The following is a 12,744-nucleotide window of genomic DNA, read 5'->3' on the forward strand; positions in this document are numbered from 1 at the left end:
TCAACCGAGCCCCTGTTCTCTTCATTTCTGCACCTGTAATAATCCAGTAGCGGTGGCTTAGTATCTGTGATGCGGAATCAATGCATGGATTTTCTCACCTGGCCATACAAGCCTTCAAGTATAGGAAGAATAAACCGGATACATCGCTTCCGTCGTGGCTCCTGCAATAACCTCAGTTCTAATGATTAGTCGACACTAATACGTATGATAATGCCTTGAACATGTCAGTCCGCAATCCTCTGAAATCAGAGCCGATGCAATACATTTAAAATCACACTTTTTTTTAGAACGTAAATATCTGAAGAATAGCAATAGAAAATCTCAAGGAAATTTTAGTGAAGAATAACCAAGATACTAACGAAAAATCGTTGTGCCATGACTTGACTAGCGGAATGGTGTTGCGGGAAAACAACAAAAAAGAGCAGAATATCCCCTAAATGACAAAAACCGACCCCCAAGGGTCGGTTGCCGCGAACATATGAAATAAGAGCTGATTATGGTCATGCGACCCCGGCTCTGATGCATCCATTAAAACCAAAGTAACACTAGAAATAAATAATATCAACATTATCACTTTTTGACATTTGAACGACATTTTATGAATAAATAGCAGTATTTATTGAACTCTCATATTTACTGTCAACAAACCATTGCGGCTCATATGTCCTAAAAAATACTTTGAATATCTTGTCAATAAGCATCAATAGTCATTATTCTTTTGTTCATTTGCTTAATATAATGTTTTTGAAAATTTCTCACTTTTACTGCTAAGTATATGACATATGCTCTAAATCAGCACGTAAATCGGACTTATTGCACTTATACTGAATAACCGGAAAAAGGTTCCGGCCACAATCAAACCCTCTTGATTTGCTAAATGGGCTTCTTAACATTCCGGATGAATTATTTAAGTTCAGGCCAGTAGCCTTCGTTGGCAACTATTAGAGCATCCAATATCTTTCTGGCCTTTTTCGCGTCCGTGACTATCCTGTTCAGTGTCAGTGCCTTAAGTGCCTTATTGTATGATTCTTCAAAATAGGCATCGACAGTAAGCTTTTCAAAAGCCAGCTGCTGTTCAATCATCCCTTTGTAGAAAGTATCTATCTTGCCTACACCGAATGGTCTGGGACCGTTTATTCCCAGGCAGGCTGTTACCTCTACCATGGCATTATCCTGTATGTTGCTTATCAGGCCGTTATTCTCAACAATAACCACATAAAGGCTGTTTTTATTGAATGCGATCGATTCTGCAACTTCAACAATCATGTCTCCATGTGCATCATTGTGAACTACATGTGCATTTTCAACAGTACCCTCTGCAGCAACTCTTCTGCATTCCTCGAAAACCCTTTTCTCTCTCCCATTCATGACCTCATTTGCCCTTGTATGGTTCGGGTCCATCTTTGAGACCTTATACTCAGGGTACAGATAATATTGGAGATATGTGTTTGGCAGGTATTCAGGGAAATCATTCAGCATGTCCTCTACCATTGCATAGGTATCCAGCCATGATTTGTCCCTCTGCTCAGCATCAGCAGGTGCAAATCCCCTTTCCTTGACGATCTTTTTTATGACTGGCACCATATCCACACCGTTCTTGTCATAAAGGTGCTTGAACCAGCCGAAATGATTGAGGCCGAAATATACTGGTTCGAATTCATAAGGATTCATACCAAGTATCTTCCCGTATGATCTAAGCAGATTCACTGGCTGGTCGCATATGTTCAGGATTCGCTTATCATCATTAAATACCCTGTTCACTGCTTCAGCCACAATTGCTGCTGGATTAGTGTAGTTAAGTATCCAGGCTTCCTTTGAATGTTTCCTGACATCTTGAATAAGCTGTATCATGTCCCTTATGGATCTCAAACCATAGGCAAAACCTCCGGGCCCGCATGTCTCCTGGCCTATCACACCAAACTGAAGAGGAATCTTCTCATCCTTTTCCCTCATTTGGTATCCGCCTGTCCTCATTTGACAGAATACGAAGTCAACTTCCTTGAAAGCCATTTCCTTATCTGTAGTGTACATGAAATCCAGGTCAGCGTATCTTTCCTTAAAAAGCACCCTGGCAAATTCTCCAATTACTGCCTGTCTCTCTCCGTTTGTATCATACATGATAAGTTTGCCGAGTGGAAATTCATTCTTCTTCTTTACCAGGCTGTTAAGAAGTCCCGGAGTCCAGGTGCTTCCACCTCCAACGATGACAATGTTATACTTTTTCATAAGTTCCCCTTTCGTGATTCGAACAGGAAAGACCTTCCATTACAAAAGGTCTTCCCTGATACATTTATCCCAATTTCTTGTCAGTATTTCTTAAATCAAATACATAATTATCAACTATGTTTCTGATTTTAGTGATTCTGCCGCCATACACAATATGAATTGTTGACTTGTCTGGTCTTATGATTCCATTGGGATTTGTCTTCTTTATGAGGTCCTCATTGATCTTGTTTGTATCAATGACTTCCACTCTCAGCCTGGTTATGCAATTATCGATATCTGTTATGTTATCAAGTCCGCCAAGGCCTTCAATGATATATTCTGCAGTTTTTTTGTCCTGTTCTGAAATGGAAGTTGCGGCTCCTGTTTCCTCTTCTTCTGTGAAATCAGTATCCTTCCTGCCTATAGTCATGACATTGAACTTGGTTATGATGAACCTGTATGTGAAGTAGTACATTGCAAAGAATATCGGTCCTGCGATCAGGTACAGGTACCACTTCGTCTGAGCACCCTGAAGTACACCGAATACGAACCAGTCTATTATTCCACCCTGAATATTTCCGATGGCTGCTCCAAAAATTGCTGGTACCAGGAACGCAAGTCCCGCAAATATCGCGTTTACTATCCAAAGTATCGGGGAGATGAATATGAATGTGAACTCTATCGGTTCTGTTATTCCTGTCAAAATGACAGCTGTGACACCGGCTATGAAGAATTTGAGAACTCTATCCCTCTTCTCCGGTAAAGCTGAATGATATATGGCCATTACTGCAGCAGGCATTCCAAATACCATATGGAGTATCTTTCCCTGTGCAAGGAACTGTGTAGCCGCTGGAGAGAAAGGCAGCTGATTGTCAAGTTGGTAGAGATATATCTGGAGAGCTCCGACCAGAGATTCTCCGTTGACAGTCTCAACACCGCCGAGTGCTGTAAATCTGAAGGTCTGGTTCAATATGTGATGAAGTCCGGTTGGATTGATCACCTTTTCTGTGAATCCATAAAGGAATACTCCAAACATCCCGCTTTCGCTGATCAGCTTACCCATTGTTATTATTGCAGTATTTACGATCGGCCAGACGAAAGTCAGTGCGATTCCTACAACTACCATGACAAGTGCTGCGACTATCGGAACAAACCTCTTGCCGCTGTAGAAAGTCAGCGAAGGATGAAGTTCGGTCTCCCTGAACCTGTTGTGCAGATATACACCCATAAGTCCTGCGATGATACCGCCTATGACATTCGTGTTGTATACAAAAATTCCAAGAACGTTTGTGAACAATGAATTCCTGAGAGTCGCATCAACCTGGGAAAGACCTCCGGTCTTCATCAGATAATCCACTGAAGTTGTAGCTCCTGTGAATCCCTGCATCTGAAGGACATAGCTCATACTCATGAGCATCGCGATATATCCGACAGCTCCTGCATATACTGAGACACCCTTGTCTCTTTTGACCATTCCCAGAGGAATTGACATTGCAAAGAGAAGAGGCAGTTGACCAAATGGAAGTCCGGCGATTTTACGAATGAGTCCTAATACGGTCTGAACTGTCTGATTGGCAAGGAATGGAATTGAACCAATAATGTTCTTGTTTTGAAGTGCAGCTGCAAGCCCAAGGAAAATAGCCATGAATGACAACAGGCTGATTGGAAACAGCAGTGACTTACCGAAGCTCTGAAAGTTTTTCTTAAAATTTGACATGATCTCGCTCCTTTAATATTGATTATTGGATTAATTACTAACAATAATATTAATGATCTCCTGTGGCTTCAAGATAACATGGTCTACGGACTCCAGCTTCTCTTCCATGGCACTGGCCCTATATGATCCATCTGGCAATACGACTGAAATTTCAATGTTTTCCGGGTTGAACAGCCTGATGAATATATCTCCGGTTTTTTCAGTAAGCTTTACTGCTGAAACAGCTGCTTTTCCAAGTTCCATATTCAGATGTCCTGCAGTTTCCTTCAGTTCCTTTCTCGCATTTATGTTGAACCTGTTGAATTCCTTTCTCTGATATCCAATCAGCGGAGACAGGAACTTCTTGCTTTCCCGTGAAGGGTTCACTTCATTCAGATTGAACGAAAATGCAAATCTGAATGAAAATTCAACATCCTTCAGCTGATTATCAGGTGTCTCGATTTCAATGCCTGAAGGTCTGCCAGGTCTGTTGACCAGATTCCTTTTGCCGAGGTGTGAGAAGCATCTGAACAGTGTAAGGTGAATCCTATCCTCAAGAACCTCATACTCTTTTAGACCATCTGTAAACAGATACGCATTCTTGTTATCCTTTGTCAGATGAACGAAGCTCTGGAAGGTCTCAACACTGATCGGTTTCTCAGCCCATTTTTCATTTTCCCAGACTGCCAGTTCCTCGGTCATATAGACTGGTTTATTGTGTGCAGACAAGAACCCGTCAACATGTGCCATGTCAGTTTCGATTCCAGTGGAAAATACCAACCTGTATCGTGAATCTTTGACTTTATTCACATGATTCAGTGTAGAATAGACTTTCGGGTCATTGTCGTAAAGCCTGAATGCAGCCGTAAATGTGACTAAGTTATCATCAGGTCCGTTCACTCGGCTATCCATATCTGAAGGTACGTCCATCGACCATGAAACCCTGAGTTCTTCAAAGCCTTTCCCGCTTACCTTTTCAGCACTGATCTTGCCTGATTGTGTTGTATCAAGGATCCTGTCCTGTACTGGTGGTGAATAATCATAGCTATCGCCGGCATCACCGGAGTTTTCGATGAACAGCACATTCTTTTTCAGCTGTCCGGTTCTTATGTCCCTGTAGTTCAATGAGTTATTTGAAACAAACAGCTCTCCCCATTGGTTCTTTATTGAGTTATCGGACACCTTTTCAACTGAATTGTATTCATCATTCTCCATGACCTTGAAATACCTTATGCTTAGTCCGTCAATCTCATCAACCTGGAGCAATATGACGCTTTTATACACGCTGAGATCCAAGAGCCTTGCAGCAACCTGACGGTCAATGAGTCCGGCATCAACTTCGCTCTGCTTTAATATGGTGAATTTGAGCTTCCTTCCAGCTTCATCAATTATGTCGAAGCCACGTGACCTGGTGATCATCTCAACCTCGAGATATTCGTCATTCCTATGTTCTGGCAAGGTGTTCACGATAGCAATAACATTCTTTTCATCTCTCTTCGCTAACGTAAGAAGCCTTAGATGCAATTCAATCTGTGTGTCTATCATTTCCCTGGCATTCATCAACCGTTGTTTGATGTCCCTGTTAACTTTGTCAGAGTTGCATCCGCCAAGGCTGTCGTGAGCATGTACCCCGAACAAAGTCTTGAGTATATTTTCTATTACTCCGTGAGGATAAGGAATGCCTGCACCAGCGCCAATTACAGCCAGGGGCTCCAATGAGTTATACAGCTTATGCTCAATTTCAGAATTCAGCAATTTGATGTCCATTCTTGTTGATCCGATTGTCCTGTGTATCCTTGAATGCTTGCTGTGAGTAAGTTCACCTCTTACAACCTCAAGGTCAAGACCTTTAAGTGTATCCATATAGCCTTCAAAATCAGAAACCTCAATATTGTCCTCCGGATATATTTCCCTTAGCTTCCCAACAATATCAACTATGTTGGATTGAATAGGCATCTGGTCATGGCCGTTCATCACCAGTCTTCCTGGCCCTGCTGAATACTTGTCCAGTACTGCCATTACTTTCTTTATTCTTGCTTCCAGCTGCGATCTGTCTTCTTCAAGATACTTTGCACCCTGATAGCCTGTAGAAAGGTTTCCTCCGAATATACGGGTCCCGTCTACCCCTTCCCATGTGAAATCTGATTTCTCCGCCTTCAGTTCACTGAAGCCTCTCCAGAAGAAGGTTGAATTTATCCCAAACTGTGAATATATCTGAGGCATTTGACTCGAGTGTCCAAAAGTATCCGGAGCATATCCTACCAGCATCGGTTTCCCGAAATCCTGTGCCCTTTTAATTCCGTAGTAAAGGTTTCTGTATACTGACTCGCCGTGAACGAGGAGCAGATCTGTTTGTGTGTACCACGGTCCGACCTTTAGCTGTCTGTTCTCTATCAGGTTCTTCATTCTATTTTCAGCATCAGACTCCAGTTCAAGATAATCGTCGATCATGATGCTTTGCCCATCAAGAATGTAGGTATGATCCGGATTTTCTTCAAGGAAACTCATGACTTCCTGCATGTGATTTCTTAATAGCACTTTGGTCTCATCTTTTGTGAAGTACCATTCACGATCCCAATGTGTGTGCATGAGAATCTTAATGTTCCTGTTCATCTCATTACCCCCTTGTTATTACAGCCTTAGTATAACGGTTACAAATACTCTTTCTCTCCAATGTCATGGATAATTATCCACAAATTAAATCCCACCTCAATTTCTCAAGGTGGGATATTCTCGGATGCGTCTGATCAGATATTTAACTTCTGTTTTAGTTGGTCCACAACTTCGTTGATCATAATCATGATATGCAATTGCTGTTCTCGTGAAATACCCTTCATCTTATCTACAGGGACATCATGATAAAAGCAGTAGTCACTTAACTTCATCAGGCTTGATTCGTTCTTCGTTATCGATATGACCTTCATTTTCAATTTTTTTGCTTCCTTGGCAATCTGAAGGCATCTTTGGGTTTCGCCTGAACTGGATAGAACGATAAGCGAGTATCCTTCAAAATTCTTGAACATTTGCATCTCGGCAACAAGCAGTGAAGGAATACCCAAGTACAGCAGCTGCCGCTGAAGATACAATGCGGATATGTTGGAACCGCCTAATCCAAATATCATCAGTTTTCTTCTGCTGTCGATAATGGCATCAGAAACACAGGCTGCTCCATCAAAACTAATTTTCCTCAGAATATATTCGGTATTCGCTATATGCCTTTCACTGGTTGAATTCATCAGATCAATATCTTCCTTGGCAGCATATTTCATTTCACTGAATCCCTGAAATCCTAGCAGCTTGCATGCCCTGTTGACTGTAGCCTGTGAAGTGAAGCTCTCGTTTGCAACCTTTATGACAGATAAGAAAGGTATATTTGTGAAGTTCTTTTCCAGGTAATCCAGAACCTCCAGTTCACTTCTACTCGCTTCCTTGTCAAAATTCCTCTCAGTAAGTTGATGTATCACCCGATATTTCAAATTATACAATCCTTTCTTAACTCATCACACAAACGAGACAATAAGTTCAAGATTCCCGTCGAGCTCTATACTACTTGCAGCCGAAGTAAGGATGAAGTGGTCACCTTTACTGATTTCTGACCCATTTATTGTTCCTGTGCCATTAAGCACACTGAAGAGCTTATAATTTGAGGATTCCATGTTGAAAGGTCCGTCGATGATCCATTTTTCAACCGTAAAAAATTCACTTGCAACGTAGACTGTTCGAACACAGTTTTCCTGGACGAAAGTTGTTGGATTTGGGCTCTTTTCAGTCTTATCCACTGATATGACCGACTTCGCCTTGTCAAAGTGCAATTGTCTTTTAATGCCGTTCTCATCTACCCGATCATAGTCATATATTCTATAAGTCGTATCAGAAGACTGCTGAGTCTCCAGAATCAACGTCCCTTTGCATATTGCGTGGACTGTTCCTGCGGGAACATAAAAGAAATCGCCTGGTTTAATCGGAATGCTGTTCATGAGTGACTCCCACTCGCCATTGTCAAGCATCTGGTTCAGTTCTTCCCTGGTACCTGCGTTATGGCCATAGACAATCCTTGCATCGTCATTACAGTCTATGATATACCAGCACTCAGTCTTTCCAAGGTCGTTCTCAACTTCTTTTGCAAATTCATCATCAGGATGTACCTGTATGCTGAGGTCATCGCTTGCATCTATGATTTTTGTAAGCAATGGAAAAACCGGATCCTTGCTGTTTCCGAAAAGTTCCCTGTGCTCGCTATACACTGAAGATAGTGTATTGCCCTTTAGAAGCCCATTTTTTATTTTGCAGTCTCCATTTTTGTGTGCTGAGATTGCCCAGCATTCACCTATATTAGAATCCTGAATCTGATAACCAAAATGTTCCTTAATCCTTTCCCCACCCCAAAGCCTGCTTACAAAAATCGGATCAAGCATCAGTATTTCCTGCATATCGCACCTCTTCATTCCTAGATTAATCACCTATACCATAACTAATCCATTCCAGATTTGCAATAAGATTCATCTTTCAAGGACCCTCATCCGATTGCAGATGAAACACCGGATTTTACCCATCTCATTGTCATGTGCCAATAATGTATAAGGCTGATCAGACAAAAAAATCATTCGATTGATCCTTCCGATTAACTTTTTAACCATCATGACGCATTCCAGGGCTTCGCCTTGTCAAGCCACCCCATGTTATCCCAGTGGTTTCTGTCAACAAGATTCCATGAGTTTCCTTTCTGCATCCTTGCCATTATGTTGAAAAGCAGTCTATGCTTCAAACCTGGCTTAACTTTCTTTACGCTTCTTCCAGCTTTTATGGAAATAGCTGATATCCTACTCTCTATTTCACCACGGACCTTTTCAGTGACATCCTCCCACTTTGCAGCATTTACGTTCATATTCATCCTGTAGACCTTAGGTACTCCCATCCAGAAAAGCTGCCTTGCCATGGACTTTGTTACACCTTTAGCACCTGCACCTGCTGCTGTCGACACTACTATACCAACCTTATTGAACATGGCCTTGTTAGGTCTGTGGGACAGCCACATGTACCCTAAATGGTCGAAGAGACTCTTCAGGGCTCCGCTCATCTCAAAGCAATAGGTCGGAGAATCGATTATTATGACATCAGAGGATTCCAAGGCCTTTACGATAGGCTGTATCTTGTCCTTATGAGGGCAGAATTCGCAGCCCTTCAGGATGCAGTTGTAGCAGCCGATGCAAAACTTGTCTGCATCCACAGGGAGACTGAACTCATGTATTATTGTGTTGCCGTCATCAAGCGCTTTTGCGATACTTCTAGTCATGTGCCATCCCGACCCCTTGTGGGCCTGCCCGTGGATCAGTGTCATTTCCATTTAACTATGCTCCTTTTATGAATAAATCCTTGAGAATTGCGTTACGTGCCTTGTCAGAAGGTCCAATGCTTCACTTTCCTTCTCAGGAAAGCTGTCGTACTTTGACAGCAGAAGGAAAATCGGAGAATAGAACTGCATAGCCATGACATAAGGGTCAGCCTCCCTGAAGCCGCCTTTCCTTATGAGACTTTTGAACAGCGAGCTTTCAAAATCCAGTGCACCATCGATGAAGAACTTTCTGAACACATCTCCTGCCACATCCCTGAACTGTTCTATGGTCAGCATCCTCCTGAACCTGGATGCGAATTCATCCTTCAGGAAGTATAGGAACAGATTTCTTGCTATTGCTACAAACTGCTCCTCCGAGATTTTCAGGTATGTTTCAGATACTTCTTCCTCTTCTCCATGCGGTACTCTCATCATTCCGATCGCCGTCTCATACCTTTCCGACATCTCCTGTACTATGCTGTCGAATATATCTGCCTTGCTTGAAAAGTGGTTATACAGGGATGATGCCTTTATTCCAACCTTTGCTGCTATATCCCTCATGGACACTCCCTCATATCCCCTTTCAGAGAACAGGTCAAGTGCCTCTACTATTATCATTTGTCTCGTGCTCATCTTATCCAACGTTATCCCCCCATCACTATCCTTGACGCTTCTACAAGGAGAAGCTTAAACACAAATATTCCAGAAACCATGAAAAATGCAGCCTTACTATATTTGTCCTTCCTGATGAACATGGCGGAAAAAGAGACAGCTGCAATAGTAAGTCCTGCCAGGCTTGCTGATACTGACTGGAAGCTTTCAACAGTGAAAAGCCCCGTTTCCCCACCGGTAGTTGCAGCAGCAACAGAAAGAGCGTAGTTGTCACGGATTGCAGCAAGGATGCATACAAGAAGGCCTGCTGCGACCAGTATCAGAAGTCTTCTCCCCCAACCTGCAGCGCGTCCCCTTCCATGGTACTGTAATGCGATGAATAAAGCTATGCCGGCAATAAGCATTGTGTTTACTGAAGAAAGTGTGCTTCCAAAGAAAAGTTCCAACCTGTTGTCCTCCTTGACTAACATTTGTTAGTTTTATTCTAACTAACGGTAGTTAGTCTGTCAATAGGTTGTCAAAAAATTATTTTTCTTCTTCCTGCATAAAAGAAAAGTCCGGCATAAGCCGAACCTCTCAATACTCAATTTTTACTCGGTTATAGTTGGTAGCAGGTCAATGCCATTGGAGACTATAGGCTCCCTTGTGGTCCTTTGCTTCGAACCATATCATATATTCTCCCTTCCCTGAAATGGTTATGGTGAATTCCGAGGTCTGTATATCGTTAGCCCTGTAAACCACCTCACCCTTCTCGTTGTCTCTCGATACGATTATTGATAAGGATCCGCCTTCTGTGACTACTGCTGTCCTGATTTCGACAGTACCGTCATCAGGTATATGGATATATTCACCCATCTTGCTTCCATTGAATTTCATGTACGACATTGAAAGGCTATTCGGAGTATTATATTCCCTTGCGAGTGTTACACTGTTGCTGAATCCACCTGAGCATCCTGAGACAATGACAAGCAAAAGTATAAGCAGGACTGCAGGTTTAATTTTTCCCATTTCTGACTTCCTACTCATCACACTTAATCCTCCTTTGTAATCCAAACCGAAGCCTCATATGGCCTGAGGTGTTCATCTGTATCCTCATAATTCGAAATAAGCATTCTTCCTGTTGGCATAACACCTTTCCTTCTTATATTCTCCCTCCCCAGGTTGCACTCAATGTATAATGTTTCTTTCTCATCTCTCCTGAAGTATGTAAAGATGTCCTTCCTGTCCTTGTTCGTGATTTCAATTTCACCATAGATAAGCGCTGGATGCTTCTTCCTTAGTGCAATCAGGTCCCTGTAGAAGGACCAAAGTGATGCCTTATCTCCCATCTGATCCTCTGCATTGCAGACCTCGATGTCACCTGTACCTATCCATGGAGTGCCGTCAGTGAAGCCGCCGTTTTCCTTTTTGCTCCACTGCATCGGTATCCTGGCGTTGTCCCTGGAGCCTGCGAGTATTCTATTGAATGCCTTTTCTTCACCAATTGTCTCCTTTAGCTCACTGAACTTACCGAAGCTATCCACATCCCTGAGCTCTTCCATTGATTTGAATCTCCCGTTTACCATACCGATCTCCTGTCCCTGGAAAATGAAGGGAGTACCTTTCAAGGTAAGCTGCATGACGGCAAGAAGCTTGCCCAGTATCCACCGGACCTTCTCATCCTTATCCACCTTTGAGATCATCCTCGGGTTGTCATGATTCTCGTAGAATAGGGACATCTGACAATAAGGGCTGTAGCTTTCCATATGCTGAGTCATGAAGCTCTTGTAGTAGTTCAGGTCGTATCTGTATTCATCGAACCTTGAATGCCCAGGAGTCTCAAGATGGTCGAAGGAGAAAGCCATGTCCAGCTCCTTCCTTCCCTCGGCCGTAAGGAGCTTCATCATTTCAATGCCCACTCCCGGAGTTTCGCCGACTGTGAAGGCACCATAGGGCTCGAAGGCATCCCTCTTCAGCTCCCTCAGGTACTCATTGAGCCTCGGTCCGTAGAAGTATGTCTCTACTCCGGTAAATCCCATGAGCTTTCCTATTACCTCACTGCCGTCTGGTAGTCCCTTTGGTTTTGAGATGTAGTTGATTACATCAAGCCTGAAGCCGTCGACCCCTTTCTCAAGCCACCATCTGACCATATCCTTGATGTCTTCCCTGACATCCTTGTTCTCCCAGTTGAGGTCCATCTGCTTCTGCGAGAAAAGATGAAGAGCGTACTCCTTCCTCTCCTCGATGTACCGCCAGGCGCTTCCGCCGAAGTATGATGTCCAGTTGTTCGGCTTATCCCTGAAAAAATAGTAGTCCCCAAATTTTCCAAGAGGTTCCCGAACCGCCTCCTTGAACCATTCATGCTCATCTGAGGTGTGGTTCACAACCAGGTCCATGAGCAGCCTCATGCCTCTCTTATGAAGCTCTGAAAGAAGCTCATCGAAGTCCTCCATTGTACCGAACTCAGCCATGATCTTCCGATAGTCCCTGATGTCGTAGCCATTGTCATCATTTGGCGAGTCGTAAACCGGTGAAAGCCAGACTGCATCAATACCAAGCGCAGAAAGATAATCCAGTCTGCTTATAAGTCCTCTAAGGTCACCTGTTCCATCACCATTTGAATCCATGAAGCTCCTCGGATATACCTGATAGAACACAGCCTCCTTCCACCACGCTCGGGTATTGCTTATCTTATCCTCCGGTATTGAATCCCCGGTATTAAGAAGTGAGATGATGCTCTCAAGAAGTCCCCTGTCCACCCGACCGAAGGATAGCCTTTGGATCCAGCCAAGCCTCAGTGAGCCGATTATCCTGTTATCAATCAGTTTTTCACTCCAACCCAGCTGGAGGAGTATTTTTCTTAAGAGGTCCCTGCCAATCGGATTCCTGTAAATGTCAATAATTCTGCTGCTCATGTCAA

Annotated in this window: 10 protein-coding genes; all 10 read right to left on the reverse strand. The window is 43.1% G+C overall.

Translation table 11 applies throughout. The features are described 5' to 3' along the window. Positions 1-903 precede the first annotated feature (903 nt). Positions 904-2,226 (reverse strand): 6-phospho-alpha-glucosidase, encoded by a 1,323-nt coding sequence (locus J2Z34_RS08715; RefSeq protein WP_209459479.1) that lies wholly within the window; start codon positions 2,224-2,226, stop codon positions 904-906. Positions 2,227-2,290: 64 nt separating this feature from the next. Beyond that, a complete protein-coding gene (locus J2Z34_RS08720; RefSeq protein ID WP_209459480.1) occupies positions 2,291-3,922 on the reverse strand; it encodes a PTS transporter subunit EIIC in 1,632 nt (543 codons plus the stop codon). Between the two features lie 30 nt (positions 3,923-3,952). Continuing rightward, on the reverse strand, positions 3,953-6,514 hold the full coding sequence (locus tag J2Z34_RS08725; RefSeq protein ID WP_209459481.1) for a glycoside hydrolase family 38 N-terminal domain-containing protein: 2,562 nt from the start codon (positions 6,512-6,514) through the stop codon (positions 3,953-3,955). 134 nt (positions 6,515-6,648) lie between these two features. After that, positions 6,649-7,365, reverse strand: a complete 717-nt coding sequence (locus J2Z34_RS08730) for a MurR/RpiR family transcriptional regulator (RefSeq protein WP_209459482.1) — start codon at positions 7,363-7,365, stop codon at positions 6,649-6,651. Between the two features lie 36 nt (positions 7,366-7,401). Then, positions 7,402-8,331 (reverse strand): mannose-6-phosphate isomerase, class I, encoded by a 930-nt coding sequence (gene manA / locus J2Z34_RS08735; protein ID WP_209459483.1) that lies wholly within the window; start codon positions 8,329-8,331, stop codon positions 7,402-7,404. A 206-nt stretch (positions 8,332-8,537) separates the two neighbouring features. Next, on the reverse strand, positions 8,538-9,245 hold the full coding sequence (locus J2Z34_RS08740) for a flavodoxin family protein (RefSeq protein WP_209459484.1): 708 nt from the start codon (positions 9,243-9,245) through the stop codon (positions 8,538-8,540). A gap of 15 nt (positions 9,246-9,260) precedes the next feature. Beyond that, positions 9,261-9,866, reverse strand: coding sequence for a TetR/AcrR family transcriptional regulator (locus J2Z34_RS08745; protein ID WP_209459542.1), 606 nt, complete (start codon positions 9,864-9,866; stop codon positions 9,261-9,263). 11 nt (positions 9,867-9,877) lie between these two features. Beyond that, positions 9,878-10,291, reverse strand: a complete 414-nt coding sequence (locus J2Z34_RS08750; protein ID WP_209459485.1) for a hypothetical protein — start codon at positions 10,289-10,291, stop codon at positions 9,878-9,880. A 169-nt stretch (positions 10,292-10,460) separates the two neighbouring features. After that, positions 10,461-10,871: a p24 family protein gene (locus J2Z34_RS08755; RefSeq protein WP_209459486.1), complete on the reverse strand. Its 411-nt coding sequence runs from the start codon at positions 10,869-10,871 to the stop codon at positions 10,461-10,463. A gap of 5 nt (positions 10,872-10,876) precedes the next feature. Continuing rightward, the gene (locus J2Z34_RS08760) at positions 10,877-12,739 is read right to left on the reverse strand and encodes an alpha-glucosidase (RefSeq protein ID WP_245250582.1); all 1,863 of its coding nucleotides are present in this window, start codon (positions 12,737-12,739) and stop codon (positions 10,877-10,879) included. Positions 12,740-12,744: the final 5 nt, after the last annotated feature.

Source organism: Youngiibacter multivorans (genome assembly GCF_017873395.1).
GTDB classification, from domain to species: domain Bacteria; phylum Bacillota; class Clostridia; order Clostridiales; family Clostridiaceae; genus Youngiibacter; species Youngiibacter multivorans.

Bases quoted from the DNA above. Each gene is read 5' to 3' on its own strand.
- J2Z34_RS08755 (WP_209459486.1), bottom strand. From the start codon at position 10,871: ATGAGTAGGAAGTCAGAAATGGGAAAAATTAAACCTGCAGTCCTGCTT.
- J2Z34_RS08745 (WP_209459542.1), bottom strand. From the start codon at position 9,866: ATGAGCACGAGACAAATGATAATAGTAGAGGCACTTGACCTGTTCTCT.
- J2Z34_RS08760 (WP_245250582.1), bottom strand. From the start codon at position 12,739: ATGAGCAGCAGAATTATTGACATTTACAGGAATCCGATTGGCAGGGAC.
- J2Z34_RS08740 (WP_209459484.1), bottom strand. From the start codon at position 9,245: ATGGAAATGACACTGATCCACGGGCAGGCCCACAAGGGGTCGGGATGG.
- J2Z34_RS08715 (WP_209459479.1), bottom strand. From the start codon at position 2,226: ATGAAAAAGTATAACATTGTCATCGTTGGAGGTGGAAGCACCTGGACT.
- J2Z34_RS08725 (WP_209459481.1), bottom strand. From the start codon at position 6,514: ATGAACAGGAACATTAAGATTCTCATGCACACACATTGGGATCGTGAA.
- J2Z34_RS08720 (WP_209459480.1), bottom strand. From the start codon at position 3,922: ATGTCAAATTTTAAGAAAAACTTTCAGAGCTTCGGTAAGTCACTGCTG.
- manA (WP_209459483.1), bottom strand. From the start codon at position 8,331: ATGCAGGAAATACTGATGCTTGATCCGATTTTTGTAAGCAGGCTTTGG.